17 protein-coding genes are annotated in these 17,386 nt (G+C 73.7%); 5 read left to right on the forward strand and 12 right to left on the reverse strand.

Annotated elements, in window-relative coordinates; translation table 11 throughout:
* Positions 1–387 precede the first annotated feature (387 nt).
* On the forward strand, positions 388–1,260 hold the full coding sequence (locus LCD35_RS22745) for a hypothetical protein (RefSeq protein ID WP_225044821.1): 873 nt from the start codon (positions 388–390) through the stop codon (positions 1,258–1,260).
* 33 nt (positions 1,261–1,293) lie between these two features.
* Here the strand turns inward: LCD35_RS22745 and LCD35_RS22750 are convergent, their stop codons facing one another.
* From LCD35_RS22750 to wrbA, 4 genes are all read right to left on the reverse strand, one after another.
* Positions 1,294–2,145, reverse strand: coding sequence for a helix-turn-helix domain-containing protein (locus LCD35_RS22750; RefSeq protein ID WP_225044822.1), 852 nt, complete (start codon positions 2,143–2,145; stop codon positions 1,294–1,296).
* A gap of 154 nt (positions 2,146–2,299) precedes the next feature.
* Positions 2,300–2,914, reverse strand: a complete 615-nt coding sequence (locus LCD35_RS22755; protein WP_224959157.1) for an alpha/beta hydrolase — start codon at positions 2,912–2,914, stop codon at positions 2,300–2,302.
* Positions 2,911–3,876, reverse strand: coding sequence for a ring-cleaving dioxygenase (locus LCD35_RS22760; RefSeq protein WP_225044823.1), 966 nt, complete (start codon positions 3,874–3,876; stop codon positions 2,911–2,913). The genes LCD35_RS22755 and LCD35_RS22760 overlap by 4 nt, the downstream gene beginning before the upstream one ends.
* A gap of 138 nt (positions 3,877–4,014) precedes the next feature.
* Positions 4,015–4,626, reverse strand: a complete 612-nt coding sequence (gene wrbA / locus LCD35_RS22765; protein ID WP_224959153.1) for an NAD(P)H:quinone oxidoreductase — start codon at positions 4,624–4,626, stop codon at positions 4,015–4,017.
* Positions 4,627–4,828: 202 nt separating this feature from the next.
* On the opposite strand from wrbA, the gene LCD35_RS22770 reads away from it, so the two are divergent.
* Positions 4,829–5,323: a MarR family winged helix-turn-helix transcriptional regulator gene (locus tag LCD35_RS22770; protein WP_224968444.1), complete on the forward strand. Its 495-nt coding sequence runs from the start codon at positions 4,829–4,831 to the stop codon at positions 5,321–5,323.
* On the opposite strand, the gene LCD35_RS22775 is transcribed toward LCD35_RS22770, so the two are convergent.
* Positions 5,320–5,838, reverse strand: coding sequence for a 2'-5' RNA ligase family protein (locus LCD35_RS22775; RefSeq protein ID WP_224959151.1), 519 nt, complete (start codon positions 5,836–5,838; stop codon positions 5,320–5,322). The genes LCD35_RS22770 and LCD35_RS22775 overlap by 4 nt on opposite strands.
* A gap of 177 nt (positions 5,839–6,015) precedes the next feature.
* Here LCD35_RS22775 and LCD35_RS22780 point away from each other — a divergent pair, with 177 nt between their 5' ends.
* On the forward strand, positions 6,016–6,774 hold the full coding sequence (locus tag LCD35_RS22780) for a TetR/AcrR family transcriptional regulator (protein WP_224959149.1): 759 nt from the start codon (positions 6,016–6,018) through the stop codon (positions 6,772–6,774).
* A gap of 114 nt (positions 6,775–6,888) precedes the next feature.
* Here the strand turns inward: LCD35_RS22780 and LCD35_RS22785 are convergent, their stop codons facing one another.
* The 6 genes from LCD35_RS22785 to LCD35_RS22810 form a co-directional block, all read right to left on the reverse strand.
* Complete coding sequence (locus tag LCD35_RS22785; protein ID WP_224959147.1) at positions 6,889–7,905, reverse strand: nitroreductase family protein; 1,017 nt, start codon at positions 7,903–7,905, stop codon at positions 6,889–6,891.
* A gap of 130 nt (positions 7,906–8,035) precedes the next feature.
* Positions 8,036–8,221, reverse strand: coding sequence for a hypothetical protein (locus tag LCD35_RS22790; RefSeq protein WP_224959145.1), 186 nt, complete (start codon positions 8,219–8,221; stop codon positions 8,036–8,038).
* 181 nt (positions 8,222–8,402) lie between these two features.
* A complete protein-coding gene (locus LCD35_RS22795; protein ID WP_225044825.1) occupies positions 8,403–10,166 on the reverse strand; it encodes a biotin carboxylase N-terminal domain-containing protein in 1,764 nt (587 codons plus the stop codon).
* A 106-nt stretch (positions 10,167–10,272) separates the two neighbouring features.
* A complete protein-coding gene (locus tag LCD35_RS22800; protein ID WP_224978090.1) occupies positions 10,273–10,566 on the reverse strand; it encodes an acyl-CoA carboxylase subunit epsilon in 294 nt (97 codons plus the stop codon).
* A 10-nt stretch (positions 10,567–10,576) separates the two neighbouring features.
* Positions 10,577–12,214 carry an acyl-CoA carboxylase subunit beta gene (locus LCD35_RS22805; protein ID WP_224968432.1) on the reverse strand — a complete coding sequence of 546 codons (1,638 nt, stop codon included), beginning with the start codon at positions 12,212–12,214 and terminating at the stop codon, positions 10,577–10,579.
* Positions 12,215–12,445: 231 nt separating this feature from the next.
* Positions 12,446–13,627, reverse strand: a complete 1,182-nt coding sequence (locus tag LCD35_RS22810; protein WP_224968430.1) for a TetR/AcrR family transcriptional regulator — start codon at positions 13,625–13,627, stop codon at positions 12,446–12,448.
* A 193-nt stretch (positions 13,628–13,820) separates the two neighbouring features.
* Here LCD35_RS22810 and LCD35_RS22815 point away from each other — a divergent pair, with 193 nt between their 5' ends.
* Positions 13,821–14,624, forward strand: coding sequence for an enoyl-CoA hydratase-related protein (locus LCD35_RS22815; RefSeq protein ID WP_224959139.1), 804 nt, complete (start codon positions 13,821–13,823; stop codon positions 14,622–14,624).
* Between the two features lie 39 nt (positions 14,625–14,663).
* On the opposite strand, the gene LCD35_RS22820 is transcribed toward LCD35_RS22815, so the two are convergent.
* Positions 14,664–15,989 carry a hypothetical protein gene (locus tag LCD35_RS22820; protein WP_225044824.1) on the reverse strand — a complete coding sequence of 442 codons (1,326 nt, stop codon included), beginning with the start codon at positions 15,987–15,989 and terminating at the stop codon, positions 14,664–14,666.
* 315 nt (positions 15,990–16,304) lie between these two features.
* On the opposite strand from LCD35_RS22820, the gene LCD35_RS22825 reads away from it, so the two are divergent.
* Positions 16,305–17,222: an oxygenase MpaB family protein gene (locus LCD35_RS22825; RefSeq protein ID WP_224959135.1), complete on the forward strand. Its 918-nt coding sequence runs from the start codon at positions 16,305–16,307 to the stop codon at positions 17,220–17,222.
* Positions 17,223–17,386 lie beyond the last annotated feature (164 nt).

Raw genomic sequence — 17,386 nt, forward strand, 5'->3', positions numbered from 1 at the left:
CCCCCCCGCCCCGCGGCGCGGGCCGGCGCGGGCGGCGGGCCCGCCCCCCCCCCCCCCCCCCCCCCCCGGGGGCCCCCCCCCCCCCCCCCCCCCCCCCGGGGGGGCGGGGGGGTCCTTCGCGTCCGGCGTCGAACAGCTCACCCTCGACTTCCGCGGGGGACGACCACGCCGCCGAAACGCCTGTACCGCTCCGAGAGGTTCGCCGAGTACGGGCGTCTCCCCGGCTTCGTTCGCCCCGGCCGACGGCACTCGTCACGGCGAGGTCCTGCACGTCAAAGACCTCCGCGGTCCGACCGGCTGAAAAGCCCCTGGCACGAGCCGGGATCCCGCTACGCTGATCCACTGATCACGATCGTTGGGGCGGCGGCTGATCAAGGGGGGCGCGGCATGGCGGACGAAGACGAGGACGACGAACGGACCCAGCAACCGGGCGCCGGCGGCGACGTCCCGTGGGTGGCGATCATCGGATTCGCCGCCTCCGTGGTGACCGTGCTCGGATTCCTCGGGTTCCAGAACGTCGGCGAGATCCGGGAATGGGTGGCGTCGGGACCGAGCACGTCCGCCGCACCGTCCGTCGACCGCTACGCCGCGGACACCTCGGAAACCGACGACCCCGGGACCACCGAGGACGCGGAGACCACCGAACCGTCCGAGAACGCCGAAACGACCACCGCGGAAACGACCTCCGACGAGGACGAGCCCGAACACGACCCCACCGACCTGGACGACGAGGCCACCGACCCCACCCCGTTCACCGCACCGGCACTGCTCACGAGCTCCTTCACCACCGAGCGCACCAGGTACGCGCTGGTCGCCTCCGGAGCCAAGCCCTGCACGGCGGCGCTCGGGATGACCGACGAGGTGCGCACCGCGCTCACCGGCTACGGGTGCTCGACGTCGATGATCGGGGTGTACCGCATCGACGACGACACCGCGGGCGATGACGAACAGGTCGTCGTCACGGTGCAGGTCGTCCCGTTCGACACGGCCGCCGACGCCCGGGGCGCTCGATCGAGCATCGCCGCGAACTCGCGCTGGGACTTCGGGACCTGGTGCCCCGGCTCCGGTGCCGGGCAGGACGTCTGCTCGACCGGATATTCCGCCGCCCGCAAGCACCTCTTCATGCGCCACGACCACCGCTACCTGATCGGGGTATCGGCGGTGTACGCGAACCTCAGCTCGACGGCGGCCGCGGAACCGTGGCTGACCGAGGCCGCAGCGGCGGCGGTGTCGGCGAGCGGGCCGCGGAACCACGAGTGATCCCGGTCGGCCGCACCAGGTGATCGGGCCGATTCATCCGCGGTGGTGCGAAGAGTCCGGGCGGGTGACCGCCGGCGCGTTGAGGCTGCCGAGGAGGGCGAGGGCTTCGGCCGACGGGCTGCCGGGTTCGGCGCGGTAGACCATCAGCTGCTGGCCCGGCGCGCTGTGCACCGAGAACGTCTCGTAGCTCAACGTCATCTCCCCCACCTGCCGGTGGAAGAACCGCTTGGACTCGTGGGCCTTGCGGCGGACATCGTGCCGCGCCCACAACCGCACGAACTCGGGGCTGTGCAAGGACAACTCGCCGACCAGCTCCACCAGCCGCGGATCCTCGCGGTCGAGGCCGGCGGCCGCGTGCAGCCCGGCGACGGTGTTCTCCGCGACCCGCTCCCAGTCCAGGAAGAACCGGTGCGCGTCCGGATCGAGGAACAGCATCCGCACCAGATCACCGCTGTGGGGATGCCCGCCGTAGAGGGCGGCGCCGAGCTCGTTGTCGGCGAGGACGGTGTAGTAGCGGTCCAGCACGACCGCCGGGGTGCCGGGCCAGGATTCCAGCAGCCGCAGCAGGTTCGGGCTCACCCGCTCCGACCGCGCGGTCCGCCGGACGGTGCCGGGCCGGGTGAGGCGGTGCAGGTGCGTCGTGGCCTCCTCGTGCAGGTGCAGCACCGTCGCCAGCGCGTCGATCACCTGCGGCGAGGGGTTGCGCTCCCGGCCCTGCTCCAGCCGCACGTAGTAGTCCGAGCTGACCCCGGCAAGCGAGGCGAGCTCCTCACGGCGCAGGCCCGCGACCCGCCGCCTGCCCACCGCGGGCAGGTTCCAGTCCTCGGGCCGCACCTGGGCGCGGCGGGCGCGGAGGAATTCGCCGAGCGGGTTGTCACCGTCCATGCCGTCCAGGCTAGGCGCGTCCGGCCGCCGGAGGGTGGCAGCGGAACTCCTAGGCAGGGCGTACGAGCGGGCAGGAGAGGCGGCCGGGCACGGGAAAGGCGGGTCGCCCGCCCCACCCGGCGAACGACCCGCCTTCCACCCTCCCCGACCCGTTTCAGGGGCGGGTGAGCCACTGCGCGGCGTCGCGCACGCCCGCCGCGGTGATCTGGTGCCCGCCAGGGTGCCAGGACGTCGTGATCTCCGCACCGCGAGTGGTCAGCGCCTCGACCAGCCCGTTCGCGGCGGCCAGCGGGGCCATCGGATCGGCCTGCCCGTTGCCGAGGAACACCCGGGTGCCGGTGAGGTCGTGCCGGGGCGCGTCCGGGACGGGCAGCATCGCGGCGAACAGCACCGCCTCGGCCAGCACCTCCGGGCGCAGCAGGGCCACCGCGGCCGCGATGTTGGCGCCGTTGGAGAAGCCGACGGCGACGAGCCGCCTGCCGCGCCACCCGTAGGCGTCCACGGCCTCGGCGAGGAAGTCCGCGAGCTGGTGGGCGCGGGCCACGACGTCCTCGGTGTCGAACACGCCCTCCGCCAGCCGCCGGAACCAGCGGGCCGCGCCGCCCTCCGACACCGGCCCGGCGGGGGCGAGCACCGGGGACCGCGGGCTGAGCTGCTCGGCGAGCCCGCGCAGGTCACCGGGCGCGCCCCCGGTGCCGTGCAGCAGCACCAGGACGGGCGCGTCCGGGGCGCCGTCGGCGTGCTCGTGCGGCAGGGACAGCGCGGTCACCCCAGCACCTCCGGGTTGTTCTCGGCGGGCAGGTCCAGCTTCGGCAGCATGCGGTCGATGTCCTCGCGCTTCGGCTCCAGCCACGGCGGCAGCTTCAACGCGCGCCCCAGTTCCAGCAGGGGTTCGTCCGCGGTGAAGCCGGGTTCGTCGGTGGCGATCTCCAGCAGGGTGCCGCCGGGTTCGCGGAAGTAGACGGAGCGGAAGTACTGCCGGTCCAGGATGGAGGTGACGTTCACGCCGTCGTCGACGAGCTCCTGCCGCCACGCGGCCTGCGTCGCCTCGTCCGGTGAGCGCCACGCAACGTGGTGCACCGCACCGGCCGCGACCAGGCCGCGCGGGGCGTCCGGGGTGACCAGCACGTCGACGAAGGCGCCCGGCCCGCCGTCCCCGGCGGTGAACCGGAGGCGGTTCTGCTCCTGGGCGGCGAATTCGAGGCCGAGGCCGCGGAACATCTCGGCGGTCGCGTCCTCGTGGTCGACCGACAACGTCACCGAGTGCAGGCCGCGCACCCCGTGCTCGGCGGGCACGGTGCCGCCTTCCCACGGCGCGCGCGGATCGCCCTGCGGGTGCGCGACCAGGGACAGCGCCAGGCCGTCCGGGTCGCGGAAGGTCAGCGCCTCCTCACCGTCGCGGCTGTGCACCCGGCTGGTCTCGACGCCCTGCTCGGCGAGGTGCCGCTGCCACCAGCCGATCGAGCCCTCCGGCACCGAGAACGACGTGGTAGTGGCCTGGCCGGTGCCGTGCCGCCCGCTGGGCGCGTCCTTCCACGGGAAGAACGTCAGCAGCGAACCGGGCTTGCCGGACTCGTCGCCGTAGTAGAGGTGGTAGGTGCCCGGGTCGTCGAAGTTGACCGTCGTCTTGACCAGGCGCAGGCCCAGCGTCCGCAGGTAGAAGTCCGCGTTGCGCTGCGGATCGCCCGCGATCGCCGTGACGTGGTGCAGCCCGCTCGTCGCGATGCTCATCGAAATCTCCACTGCTGGAAGGGAACCCGCGCGGGTGCGCGGGTATCCGGCGGTCCTCCCGCCGAAGGCCCCCCGACCGGGAGGACCGCCGGAGCTTCCGCCGCCCGCAGGGCCACCGAAGCGGTCAGGCGGAAGCGGTCAGGCGCCGTTCTTGAGGCGCCGGGCGACCTCGACGACGCGGCGGGCCTGCACCCCGGCGGCGGTGCGGGTCTCGTCGTCCACCGGCAGCTGGCCCTGGGCGTCGACGTGGCTGGTGCCGTACGGGTTGCCGTCGACGAACTTGGAGCCGTCGGTGTAGCCGGGGCTCACGATGATGCCGCCGAAGTGGTGGATCGTGTTGTACAGCGCCAGCAGCGTGGACTCCTGGCCGCCGTGCTTGGTGGCGCTGGAGGTGAAGCCGCTGTAGACCTTGTCGGCCAGCAGGCCCTGCTGCCACTCGCCGCCGAGGGTGTCGATGAACTGCTTGAGCTGGGCGGCGATGTTGCCGTAGCGGGTGGGCGAACCGAAGATCACCGCGTCGGCCCACACCACGTCCTCGGCCGCGACCTCCGGCACCGACCGGGTGGCCTCGACGTTGGCGCGCCACGCGGGGTTCGCGTCGATGGCGGCGTCGGGGGCCAGCTCGGGCGCCTTGCGCAGGCGCACCTCGGCGCCGGCCTTCTCCGCCTCGGCGACCAGTGCGTTCGCGATCTCGTTGATCGTCCCGGTCGACGAGTAGTAGATGACGCTGAGCTTGACGGGGTCGGCCATGAACAACTCCTTCGCGGGGCCGGGCGTCGAACCCGGCCGGGGTTCTCGTTCGGGAGCTCCGCGGCTCCTCGGGGAGGACGCTATCGAGATTTCCTCTTCCTCGCAAGATACTTTCCGGCGAAGCATCGGGGCGGTAGACTCGCTCCGGCGAACGGACCACCCGAGGGGAGAACAGGTGAGCGGCGGCAGCGCCACGAACGCGGTGCGGACGACGGAGAACGGAGGTGCGCGGGCCGACCCCGGCACCGACGACGACGAGATCGTCACCTGGTGGGGCCTGGTGATCGAGGGCTATCACCTCACCCAGGAACGCCTGATGAGCGAGATCGCCGACCGCTTCGGCCTCGCCCCCGGGTCCTTCGACATCCTGCTGCGCCTGGTGCGCTCCCCCGAGCACAAGATGCCGATGACCCGACTCGCCCGGGAAGCCGCGCTCAGCAGCGGCGGCTTCACCAAGGTCGCCGACCGGCTCGCCGCCGCCGACCTCATCGTGCGCGAACCCTGCGACACCGACCGCCGCGTCACCTACGCGGTGCTCACCGAGCACGGCCTCGACATGGCCGAACGCGCCCGCGAAGCCTGCGCCGAGATCCTGCGTCGCCGGGTCCTCGCCCCGCTCGGGCTGGACCGGTCCGAAGCGCTCGCCGAAGCGATGCGCACGCTGCGCGCCGCCAACGGCGAGGACGGGATCTATTAGCCGCGCAACGGCAACCGGGCCCGCAGCGACCAGGCGCCGTCGAACTCCACCAGCCACGCCTCGTCCAGCAGCGCGGGCGGCGGAAGAGCACCCGCCACGTGCTCGGCGATCTCCCGCGCCCGCTGCGGGGTCACGTCGAGCGCGATCGTGACGTGCGGATCAGGTTCGCCGTACCTGCCGTCGTAGGGGCGCAGGTCCCACCGCGCGGCGAGCTCCGCGGTCAGCTCGCGCAGCGGACCGTCCGGTTCGGGCCGCAACGGCACGAATCCCGTGTCGAGGTGGCGCTGCGCCACGCCCGCGGTGAACTCCACCCGCACCGGTGCGCGGCGCGCGACGAGCTCGGCCAGTTCCGCCAGCACCGCCTCGTCCACCTCCGGCAGGAACGGGTGCAGCACCGTGAGGTGCGCGGGCAACCCCGGCCGCACCGCGCCCGGGAACCGCTCCCCGACCGCACGCAGCAGCGGATCCGCGACGGGAACGGGGAACAGGACGGCGGTGGCACGGGCGGAAGGCATGGGTCCCTTATACCGCCCCGAGATCACCTCGTCCCGCGCACCGCCGGTCTCGCCGGGGGATCGAGCGCCCACCGCCCGGACGATGATCGACTCGACCGCGGTTGGCTAGGCTGGGTGGCCGATCGGGCCCCGGCGCACGGCGGTCCGGAAGCACCCGGACGGCGAACAGGGGCGTGCATGGTGGTCAGGAAGCGGGATCCGGCGCGGACGCTGGCGCTGCTGTGGCGAGCGCCGGAGCACCGCTCCCGCAAACCCGGGCTCGGCGCCGACGAGATCGTGCGGGCCGGCATCGAGCTCGCCGACGCCGAAGGCCTCGCCGCGCTGTCGATGCGCGGCGTCGCCGAACGCCTCGGCGCGGGCACCATGTCGCTCTACACCTACGTGCCGAGCAAGGAAGACCTCATCGACGTCATGCTCGACACCGTCTACGGCGAGATCGAGCCGGCCGGCCCCGAACTCACCGGCTGGCGCGCGAAGCTGGAGCACGTGGCGCGGCAGAACTGGGAACTGCACCGCAAGCACCCGTGGACGCTGGAGATCGGCACCGCCCGCCCCGTGCTCGGCCCGCAGGAGACCGCGAAGTACGAGCGCGAACTGCGCACCGTCGACGGCATCGGGCTCACCGAGGTCGAGATGGATTCGGTGCTGAGCCTCGTGCTCGGGCACGCGCGCACCGCCGCCCGCGGGGCCGCGGAGGCCGCCGACGCCGAACGGCGCACCGGCCTCACCGACGAGCAGTGGTGGCAGGCGCACGCCCCGCTGCTGGACCGGCTGATCGACCCGGAGCACTTCCCCACCGCGGCGAAGGTGGGCACCGCGGCGGGCTCGGCACACGGCGCGGCGACGACCGCGGCGCACCGCTTCGAGTTCGGACTGGCTCGCGTGCTGGACGGCGTGGAAGTGCTCATCCGCTCCCGCGAGCGGTCCGGGAGCTGACGAGACGCCCGCTCACGCCGTTGTGGGCGGGACGTCCCACCGGGAGGGAACCACATCGCCGCCCGCCGGTCCACGGTTCGCGATCACCGCAGGGGTTCCCTCCGCGAACCGGGTTCACGGCGCGACCGCGGGCCGCGGCGCGGTGAGCAGGGTGTCCTCCGGGGCGCGGCGCGGGGTGGCCGGCACCGGGGTGCCGTAGCCGATCCGCAGCACCGCCTGCGGTTCCAGCGTTCCGCCGAGCAGCGCCCGCAGTTCGCCGCGGGTCTCCCGCACCTCGATCACCTGGGAGAGCATCGACGCGGCCAGCCCGAGGGAGGTCGCGGTCAGCAGCAGCCGCTGCAACGCCTCCCCCGCCTCCAGGTCCGCCTGCCTGCCGCGGCCGTACGAGCACAGCACCAGCATCAGCGGGTCGTCCTCGAAGTCCTTGCCCGGCACCCGCGGCCGGTCCCGCCCACCGGAGTAGTCGCGCAGCACCCACTCGTCCTGCGGTTCCCGGGTCGGGCCCGCCGAGGCGGCCTGCACGCCCTCCGCCGCGCCGTCCGGCAATCCCGTCCACGCCGCCATCTCCGCGCGGAACGCCTCGTCGCGCAGCTGCCGGTCATGCGCCCGGCGCACCAGTCCGAGCAGCTCGGCGCGCTGCGGCCGGTCGACCACGTGCAGCCAGGAGTGCTCGGCGGACACCGAGCCGACCAGCGCGGTGCGGTGCGGCTTCGGCACCGGGGTGGCCAGGAACGGGCGCCGGTTGGTTCGGCGGGCGGTGATGGCGCGCAGCAGCGCGGACTGCTCGGCGCGCACCCGGACGGAACCGCCGCGCCGCACCTGGGCCAGCAGTTCCGGTTCCCGCTCGCTGGGCAGCAGGGTGACCAGCGGCCGCACGCCGACGTGCTCCAGCGCCAGCCGCAGGTCGTACAGCGCCGCCCCGCACCCCAGCCGTAGCTCCCGGTCCTCCGGGTCGGTGCCGGGCATCCGGCGGCTGAGGTCGGCGTGCAGTTCGATCACGTCCGCGGTCACCCGGAACAGCCACGGCTGCCGGTTGTGCAGCGACGGGGCCCGGCCGGCCAGCCGCACCACCTGCGCGACCTGCTCCGGTGCGAGCCCCAGCGCCGGCGGGAATGCGGGCACGCCGTCCATGACCTCGTCCTCCTGACCGCGGGAGCGGGGGCGATGCCCCGCGCGATCCACGATGCAGGCCGGGCCGGTCCCGCTGACATGGGCCAAAGTCCCGCATCGGGAGCAGCGCACCCGCCGCCGGAGCCCCGGCTCAGACCGGTTGCGGCAAGCGGCGGCCAGCGGGGCGGGTCGTGGCCTGGTAGCAGGGGCGGCACACCTCGCCGGTGGAGGTCATGGTGAGCTGCGGGGCGAGCAGCCGGAGGCCGTGCTCGGGGGTCTCCTGGCAGATGCCGTGGTGGCCGGCTTGGCGGCACAGGCAGGTGCACAACGCGTCCATCGTTCCTCCTAGGAGTGTCGGCTCCCGGCGCACGCACCGCCGCGACCTCATCGTCGTCCACAGTGGAATCACCGTCGGATCTCCCGCGGGCGCGGGAGGGGCGACCCCGGTGCGAAGGCGCACCACCGGGTTCCCCCACCGGGCTCCCCCGCCGGGCTCGCACCACCCGGCGGGGATCCGATCAGTCCTCGATCGTGCAGAGCACCGCGCCCTGCGACACCGAGTCGCCCGGCGCCGCGCTGAGCCCGGTGACCGTGCCGTCCTTGTGCGCGGTCACGGGGTTCTCCATCTTCATCGCCTCCAGCACGCCGATCAGCTCTCCGGCGGCGACCTGCGCGCCTTCTTCCACGGCGAGCTTGATCAGGGTGCCCTGCATGGGTGCGGTGACCGCGTTGCCGAAGACCGCCCCGCCCGCGCCACCGGCGGCGCGCTTGCGCGGCTTCTTCTTCGCCGCCGCGGCCGGTGCGCCGCCGCCCAGGTCGGCGGGCAGCGAGACCTCCACGCGGCGGCCGTCGACCTCGACGATCACCGTGCGGCGCGGCGCGGCCTCCTCCGGCGGGACGGAGTCCTCGAACGGCGCGAGCCGGTTGTCGAACTCGGTCTCGATCCACCGGGTGTGCACGGTGAACGACTCCAGGCCGGTCTCGGCGACGTACGCCGGGTCGCGCAGCACGGCGCGGTGGAACGGGAGCACGGTGGCGATGCCGTCGACCTGCATCTCCTCCAGCACGCGGCGGGCCCGCGCGATGGCCTGCGGGCGGTCGGCGCCGGTGACGATCACCTTCGCCAGCAGCGAGTCGAACTGGCCGCCGATCACGCTGCCCGATTCCACGCCCGCGTCCACCCGCACGCCGGGTCCGGCGGGGGCGACGAACCGGGTAACGGTGCCCGGGGCGGGCAGGAAGTTGCGGCCCGGGTCCTCGCCGTTGATCCGGAACTCGATGGAGTGGCCGATCGGGGTGGGGTCGGCGTCCAGGTCGAGGTGCCCGCCCGCGGCGATGCGGAACTGCTCGTTCACCAGGTCCAGCCCGGTGGTCTCCTCGGAGACGGGGTGCTCGACCTGCAGCCGGGTGTTGACCTCCAGGAAGGAGATGGTGCCGTCGGCGCCGACGAGGAACCCGACGGTTCCGGCGCCGTGGTAGCCGGCCTGCGCGCAGATGGCGCGGGCGGCGGTGTGGATCTGCTCGCGCTGCGCGTCGCTGAGGAACGGGGCGGGCGCCTCCTCCACCAGCTTCTGGTGCCTGCGCTGCAGCGAGCAGTCCCGGGTGCCGACCACGATGACCTTGCCGTGCTGGTCGGCCAGCACCTGGGCCTCCACGTGGCGCGGCCGGTCCAGGTAGCGCTCCACGAAGCACTCGCCGCGGCCGAAGGCCGACACGGCCTCGCGCACCGCGGAGTCGAACAGCTCCGGGATCTCCTCCAGCGTGCGGGCCACCTTGAGGCCGCGACCGCCACCGCCGAAGGCGGCCTTGATCGCGACGGGCAGCCCGTGCTCCTCGGCGAAGGCGACGACCTCGTCGGCGTTCGCGACCGGGTCCTCGGTGCCGGGCACCAGCGGCGCCCCGGCGGCCAGCGCGATCTTGCGGGCGGTGACCTTGTCGCCGAGGTCGCGGATCGCCTGCGGCGTCGGGCCGATCCACACCAGCCCGGCGTCCAGCACGGCCTGCGCGAAGTCGGCGTTCTCGGACAGGAAGCCGTAGCCCGGGTGCACCGCGTCCGCCCCGGCGCGGGTCGCCGCGGAGATCACCTTCTGGAAGTCCAGGTACGACTCGGCGGCGGTGGTGCCGCCCAGCGCGAACGCCTCGTCGGCGAGGCGGACGAACACCGCGTCGGCGTCCGGTTCGGCGTACACGGCCACCGAGGCGATGCCGGCGTCCCGGCACGCCCGCACCACTCGCACCGCGATCTCGCCGCGGTTGGCCACCAGAACCTTCTTCAACCCCATGGTGTTCACACCATCCCTGTACGCAGTGGTCGTGTCCCGGCGGGTCCCGGTGCGGGAACCGGCCGGTCGTTCTTCGGGGCGCGCGCGGCGCCGGGTGCGGCGCGCATCAGCGCGGCCGCGTGGAGTAGCGCCACGCCCCCTCGCCGGGACGCGGGGCCGCCTGCGCCGGGCCGAACCGCAGCCGGTCCGCGCGGGAGACCCAGTACGACACCGGTCCCCGCGGTTCCGGTTCCGGTGCGGCGGCACCGAGCGCGCTGATCGTCGCGGTCAGCGCGGCGAGCTCGGTGTCGGTGGGGCTGCCGCGCACGACGCGCAGCAGCGGTCGCGGCCGCGCCCCGGTGCCGTCGTCCTCCCCGCTCAGCACGTCGAGCCGCGGCGCGTTCTCGTCCGGACTGCTCATCGCGGCTCCTTCACAGCGGGATGTTGCCGTGCTTCTTGGCGGGCAGGGACTCCCGCTTGTCCGCCAGCATCCGCAGCGACCGGGCCAGGTAGCCGCGGGTGTGCGAGGGCGGGATCACCGAGTCCACGTAGCCGCGTTCGGCCGCCACGTAGGGGTTGCACAGGGTGTCCTCGTACTCCTGCTGGAGCTGGGCGCGCAGCGCCTCCACGTCCTCGCCGCGCTCGGCGGCCTCCTTCAGCCTGCGCCGGTAGAGGATGTTCGCCGCGCCCTGGGCGCCCATCACCGCGATCTGCGCGGTCGGCCAGGCCAGGTTGATGTCCGCGCCGAGGTGCTTGGAGCCCATCACGTCGTAGGCGCCGCCGTAGGCCTTGCGGATGATCACGGTGACGAGCGGGACGGTCGCCTCGGCGTAGGCGTAGAGCAGCTTCGCACCGCGCCGGATGATGCCGTTCCACTCCTGGTCGGTGCCGGGCAGGAACCCGGGCACGTCCACGAAGGTCAGCACCGGCACGTTGAACGCGTCGCAGGTGCGCACGAACCGCGCGGCCTTCTCGCTGGCGTCGATGTCGAGGGTGCCCGCCATCTGGGTGGGCTGGTTGGCCACGACGCCGACGCTGCGCCCTTCGACGCGGCCGAAGCCGACGACGATGTTCGGCGCGAACAGCGCGGAGACCTCCAGGAACTCGCCGTCGTCGAGGACGCGGGTGAGCACTTCCTTGACGTCGTAGGGCTGGTTCGGCGAATCCGGCACCAGCGCGTCGAGTTCGAGGTCGGACTCCCCCACCCCGTCGGCGATGGACCCGGCCTCGGCGTCCGCGTCGAACGCGGGCGGGTCGGAGAGGTTGTTCGACGGCAGGAACGACAGCAGTTCCTTGACGTAGTCGACCGCGTCCTGCTCGTCGGAGGCCAGGTAGTGCGCGTTGCCGGAGCGGGAGTTGTGCGTGCGGGCGCCGCCGAGCTCTTCGAAGCTGACCTCTTCCCCGGTCACCGTCTTGATCACGTCGGGCCCGGTGATGAACATGTGCGAGGTCTGGTCGACCATCACGGTGAAGTCGGTGATCGCCGGGGAGTAGACCGCTCCGCCCGCGCACGGCCCCACGACCAGCGAGATCTGCGGGATGACGCCGGAGGCGTGGGTGTTGCGCTTGAAGATCTCCGCGTAGAGCCCCAGCGCGGCCACGCCCTCCTGGATCCGGGCGCCGCCGGAGTCGTTGATGCCGACCAGCGGGCAGCCGGTCTTGAGCGCCAGGTCCATCACCTTGACGATCTTCTCGCCGAACACCTCGCCGAGGGAGCCGCCGAACACGGTGAAGTCCTGCGAGAACAGGCAGATCTTGCGCCCGTCGACGGTGCCGTAGCCGGTGACGACGCCGTCGCCGTAGGGCCGGTCGGCGTCCAGGCCGAAGTTGGTGGAGCGGTGCCGGGCGTGCTCGTCGAGTTCCACGAACGAGCCGGGGTCGAGCAGCAGGTCGATGCGCTCGCGGGCGGTGAGCTTGCCCTTGGCGTGCTGGCGTTCGATGGCCCGGTCGGAACCCGCGTGCACCGCCTCGTGGTTGCGCCGGTACAGGTCCGCCAGCCGGCCGGCGGTGGTGTGGATGTCCGGCTCCTCCGCGGGCGGGACGCCCACCGGTTCCGTCGCGCTGCTCATCGCTCCTGCGACCGCCATTCCTCGCTCGTGGACGATTCCGCGGCCGTGCGCGCCGATCCGGCGGGCGGACCGCGTCGGCACGACCGGAACCCGGGCTGGCCCGGGTTCCCCGAGCGGAGGCTAATCCGCGGACGTCCGGCGAGTCAACCGAGAAGTGAGCAGGCCCTACCCGGCTCCGGTACGGGAAAGCGCTGGTTCACGACCACCACGGTCCAGAGAAGTGAACAGCCGCTAGTGGGGTTCCGAGCCGCTGGTGAACATCAGCGCGGCGCCGACCCGGCGCACCGCCTCCGGGGCGCGGACGGTGCCGGTGCGGGCCATGTCGTTGGCCAGCGTCAACGTGGCCTGCACCAGGACCCGCGCGGTGGCCGCGTCCAGCTCCGGGCGCACCTCGCGCAGCAGCGCCACCCACTCGGTCACGTACTCGTGCTGGGTCTGCCGCGCCCGGTGCCGCTCGTGGTCGGGCAGGTGCCCGACCTCGCCGACGAGGATGTCGATGAACCCGCCGTGGTCGAGGGCGAAGGTGATGTAGGACCACAGCAGCGCGCGCAGCGCCTCGGCCGCGTCGGGCCGGCGCACCAGGGTCCGGCCGAGGTCGATCTCCAGCCACGCCGAGCCGCGGGTGATCACCGCGTCGAGCAGTTCCTGCTTGCTGGCGAAGTGGTTGTAGACGCTGGGCCCGGCGATGCCGACCTCGGCGCCGATCTCCTCGGTGGTCACGGCCGCGTAGCCGCGTTCGGCGAACAGCCTGGTCGCCGCGGACAGCAGCTGGCGCCGTCGGGACGAACCGCCGCGCTGCAGCAGCAGCGCGTCCGCGTCCGGCGTGGCCGCCCCGCGCCCGGACAGCAGCGGCGGCAGCCCGGCGACGGTGACGATCACGTCCCGCAGCAGCGCCTCGAACTGGGCCCGCGGCAGCTCCACGCGGTGGTACGACGGGCTGGTCAACGCGCTGAACAGGCACCAGCCGCGGAACCGCGCATCCTCCTCGGCCAGGTCGGGCCGCCAGGAACGGGCGAGGTCGGCGAGGCCGCCCGCGACGACCCGCAGCTGGTCCTTGAGCTCGTCGCGGTCCTCCGCGGGCAGGTGCCGGGCCTCCCGCTGCCACAGCACCCCGAGCTCGCGGTGGTCCAGCGCGGTCGCGGCCAGTTCCCGCACCACCGCGTCCAGGTCGTCGGAGCGCGCCCCCAGCACCCGCTCGAACGGGTGCAGGTGGTCGAGCACGACCCGGTGCAGCAGCAGCTGCTTGCCCTTGAAGTGGCGGTACAGCGCGGACGGGCCGACCCCGACGGCCTCCGCGATGTCGCTGACGCCGACCCGCGCGTAGCCCTGCTCGTAGAACAGGCGGGAGGCGGCGGCGATGATGAGCTCCCGCCGGTTCCGCGGCCGGGTCCCACCCGGCTTCGTCTCGGCCACTGGCCCGACCTCCCGGCACGCTCGTCCCGGCGCGTTCGCGCCGCGTTCCCGGCACAGGATAGGCCGGGCGCCGCCGAGCACCGGTCCTCCCGCACGCGGCCGCGCATCCGCTACGGTCAGCGCTGACCGCGAAGAGTGGATCACGGCCGGGCGAAAGCGGCCGATCCGACCTCAGCCTCGGAGGAGGCCCGGCATGACCGGCAGCACCGGGATCCGCACCAGCACCGGCGACGGCGTGCGCACCGTCCACCTCACCCGGCCGGAGCAGCGCAACGCGATGGACGGCGCGATGTTCGCCGCCTACTACACCGCGCTCGCCGAAGCCGACGACGACCCGGAGGTGCGGGCGATCGTGGTCACCGGCGACGGCGACTGGTTCTGCAGCGGAGCCGCGCCGGACGCCCTGCACCTGCTGGCCGGGGACGACGCGCCCGACCTGGAGACCGCGCTCGGACATCCGCCGCACCTGCCGATGACGCTGCGAAAACCGCTGATCGCGGCCGTGAACGGCGGCGCCGCCGGGCTGGGGCTCGCGCAGGCGCTGTTCGCGGACGTGCGGTTCCTGGCCGAGGGCGCGCGGCTGTCCACCGCGTTCAGCAAGCTCGGCCTGATCGGCGAGTACGGCACCGCCTGGCTGCTGCCCCGGCTCGTCGGCGTGGGCGCCGCGATGGACCTGCTGCTGTCCGCCCGCAAGATCGACGCGGCCGAGGCGGCGGCGCTCGGCCTGGCGCAGCACGTGCTGCCGCGGGCCGAGGTGCTGCCCGCCGCCCAGGAGTACGCCCGCGGGCTCGCCGCGCACTGCTCACCGCGGTCGATGGCGGTCATCAAGCAGCAGGTGTGGCGCGGGCTCGACCTCGACGGGCCGCGGGCCGTCGCCGAATCGGTGCGGCTGATGGGCGAATCGCTGCGGGCACCCGATTTCCAGGCCGCCGTGCAGCGCCTCGGGCAGCGCGAACCGATCGACTTCCCCCCGCTGCCGCCGAACCGATCGGCGTGAGCGGCGCCGCCCGCGGAACTGCTCCGCGCGGCGCCGGATTCACCCGGAACCACCACTCCCGCGGCGTGCCTCGAACCAGGCGCGCACCTCGGCCGGGAGCCGATCCCCCACCCCGGGCTCCGGGTCGTAGCAGGCGGCGTAGGCCTCCGCGAACCATTCCTTCGGGGTCGAGAACTGGTAGTTGGACAGCGCGTGCGCGCGGCGCTGCGCCGTCGAGTAGCTGACCCAGTCGTCGTACTGGTCCACGTGGTAGGTGCGCCCCTCGACGTCGAGGACGGTCGCGCCGCCGTCGTCGAGGGACCAGGGCTGCGCGAGGGCGAGCCGGACGAACCGCAGCGCCAGGTCCCGGCGCCGCTCGAACTCCGGCGGTGCCAAGAGCGCCTTGAACCGCTCGAAGTACGCGTGCAGCCGGTCCCCGTTCCCGCGCACCTCCGGCGTGCGGATCAACGCGGAGAGCGTGCTCACGGCGGCCGCCTGCGGCAGCCCGCCGAGCACGTCGAGGAGGTCGGCCTTCCGCAGCACCGCCCTCGCGACCTCGCCGTCCGCGTCGCCGCCGTGGACCCGCCAGCCGCCGAAGCGCTCCTGCGCGGCGAGCTCGACCGACCACTCGACCATCGCGTCGACGGAGTGGCCCACCTCGTGGCGGACGGTCCACTCCAGCAGGTTCCCGTGGGCCAGCTCGTCCGAGACGCCGGCCATGACGTGCCGCCGCCCCGGGCGGATCCCGAGCCGGTGGTCCTGGCGCAGGCCGACGCCGCTCATCCCGCTCAACGCCCCGTGGTCCATCAGGCGGCGCTGCCAGTGGGAACCCCGGTTGAGCCGCGCGTACAACCAGCCGGGTGCGCGGATCCCCCCGGCGAGGATCGGGCGCACGATGCCGATGGTGCGCTCGTCCTCGTCGTAGGCGCTGGCGCGCGCGCCGCCCGGGTCCGGTTCGATGGCGACGAGCTGCTCGTTCGGACCCAGGTCTTCGCTCGGCAAGGTGGCCAGCGCCGTGTCGATCCGGTCCAGCTCGGCGTGGGTGAAGTGCTCCCGGTCGCCGGGAGGCGGCCCGATCCGGATGCCGTACTCCTCGCTCAGCCGCCGCTCGCGCTCCTCGACGCCGTCCCGCCCGGCTCTCTCCCGTGCGGCGCCGTGGCCCGCTGCCGCGGCGTTTCCGGTGCGTTCCGCGGCACCGGTTCCGGCCCGTTGCACGGCCTCGCCCCGGGAACGCCGCACCCAGTCGGCCGCCGCCGCGTTGCCGAGCGTGCGCTGGAGCGCGACCAGGCGGGCCTGCCGCGGACCGCCGTCGAGTTCGGGCGCCGCCGATCGGGGCGCCACCGCGCGCGGCTCCCGCCCGGCGGGTGCACGTTCGTGGTGTCGCACGGCCACCTCCCCCAGCGCGCGGAGCCACCCGGCTCCCGACGAGTCTCCGCCGCTCGCGAGCGGGGTCGCAAGGTCGTCGCGGGCCCGCTCACCTGCCCGGGAGGGCACCGCGGGCTGCCCGGACGGCCCCGTGCGGGCGTTCGAGACGGCCCCGGCGCGGACGTTCGGGACCGGACCCTGCTGCGACCTCCGCGCCGCGGGCCGATCTCCCGACCCCGCCGCCGCGACCGCAGTAGCCTCCGTCACACCCGGCGGGCCCGTCTCGTTGCACCCGTCGAGGGCTCGGCCGGAACCGGCCCGCAGAGGAGGTTGGCCATGGCACGCACCTGGTTGCGGCGCATCGCGGAACTGGACCCGGTCACCGACCACCAGGAGATCTACAAGATCTCGGCGGGATGCGAGTTCCCCTTCGACTACCAGCGGGCGCTGGAGTTCGCCCTGTTCCGGACGTACTGCGTGCCGAGCATCTCGGCGCTGCTGGCCGCGACCGGCGAGTTCGAGAAGCGGCCGCAGCAGCGCTACGACGACACCGCGCTGCTGATGACCGAGATCGCCGAGCACGGCTACGACTCCGAACGCGGCAAGCAAGCGCTGCGGGTGATCAACCGGGCGCACGGGCGGTACGTGATCTCCAACGACGACATGCTCTACGTGCTGTCGACGTTCGTCTACGACCCGGTGGACTGGATCGACCGGTTCGGCTGGCGGCCGCTGCACCCGCACGAGCGGGACGCGGCGTTCCACTACTTCCTGGCCGTCGGCAAGCGGATGGGCATCAAGGACATCCCGCCGACCTTCGCCGAGTTCCGCCGGTTCAAGGACGAGTACGAGCGGGAGCACTTCCGCTACTCGGACACCAACCACGCCGTGGGCCGCTACACGATGGACCTGTTCTGCTCGTGGTTCCCGAAGCCGCTGCGGCCCGCGGTCGGGCTGGGGGTGCGGGCGCTGCTGGACGAACCGATGCTCACCGCGTTCGGCTTCCGCGCCGCACCGGCATGGGTCGGGGCCGCGGCGCGCGGTGGGCTGAAGGCGCGGTCGGCGGTGGTGCGGCTGCTGCCGGAGCGGCGGATCTCGAAGCTGACGCAGGACCCGAAGAGCCGCACCTACCCGAACTACCCGCACGGCTACACGCCCGAGGACCTCGGCGCGCCCCCGCCACCGAGCGACCTCGACCCGAAGTGGCTCCGCCGCGGGTGCCCGTTCCCGGCACCGAGCGAGAAGACCAGCTGACCGCACCCAACGCGACCCGCGCGGGCGCGAACCCCACCCGCACCGCGCGGCGATCCCCCGGCCCCCGGGTGCGCGGTTGCGCGCCACGGCCGGGCGGCACCCCCCCGCGGGCCCTTCTGCCGTCCGGAGCCGCTCAGGTGGTCAGCGCCAGTGCTCCCAGCCGA

The organism is Saccharopolyspora sp. 6V, assembly GCF_020176785.1.
Classification (GTDB): domain Bacteria; phylum Actinomycetota; class Actinomycetes; order Mycobacteriales; family Pseudonocardiaceae; genus Saccharopolyspora_C; species Saccharopolyspora_C gregorii.

Excerpts from the sequence above, each read along its gene's own strand:
- LCD35_RS22745 (WP_225044821.1), top strand. The coding sequence starts at position 388 with ATGGCGGACGAAGACGAGGACGACGAACGGACCCAGCAACCGGGCGCC.
- LCD35_RS22750 (WP_225044822.1), bottom strand. The coding sequence starts at position 2,145 with ATGGACGGTGACAACCCGCTCGGCGAATTCCTCCGCGCCCGCCGCGCC.
- LCD35_RS22760 (WP_225044823.1), bottom strand. The coding sequence starts at position 3,876 with ATGAGCATCGCGACGAGCGGGCTGCACCACGTCACGGCGATCGCGGGC.
- wrbA (WP_224959153.1), bottom strand. The coding sequence starts at position 4,626 with ATGGCCGACCCCGTCAAGCTCAGCGTCATCTACTACTCGTCGACCGGG.
- LCD35_RS22775 (WP_224959151.1), bottom strand. The coding sequence starts at position 5,838 with ATGCCTTCCGCCCGTGCCACCGCCGTCCTGTTCCCCGTTCCCGTCGCG.
- LCD35_RS22780 (WP_224959149.1), top strand. The coding sequence starts at position 6,016 with ATGGTGGTCAGGAAGCGGGATCCGGCGCGGACGCTGGCGCTGCTGTGG.
- LCD35_RS22785 (WP_224959147.1), bottom strand. The coding sequence starts at position 7,905 with ATGGACGGCGTGCCCGCATTCCCGCCGGCGCTGGGGCTCGCACCGGAG.
- LCD35_RS22790 (WP_224959145.1), bottom strand. The coding sequence starts at position 8,221 with ATGGACGCGTTGTGCACCTGCCTGTGCCGCCAAGCCGGCCACCACGGC.
- LCD35_RS22795 (WP_225044825.1), bottom strand. The coding sequence starts at position 10,166 with ATGGGGTTGAAGAAGGTTCTGGTGGCCAACCGCGGCGAGATCGCGGTG.
- LCD35_RS22800 (WP_224978090.1), bottom strand. The coding sequence starts at position 10,566 with ATGAGCAGTCCGGACGAGAACGCGCCGCGGCTCGACGTGCTGAGCGGG.
- LCD35_RS22805 (WP_224968432.1), bottom strand. The coding sequence starts at position 12,214 with ATGAGCAGCGCGACGGAACCGGTGGGCGTCCCGCCCGCGGAGGAGCCG.
- LCD35_RS22815 (WP_224959139.1), top strand. The coding sequence starts at position 13,821 with ATGACCGGCAGCACCGGGATCCGCACCAGCACCGGCGACGGCGTGCGC.
- LCD35_RS22825 (WP_224959135.1), top strand. The coding sequence starts at position 16,305 with ATGGCACGCACCTGGTTGCGGCGCATCGCGGAACTGGACCCGGTCACC.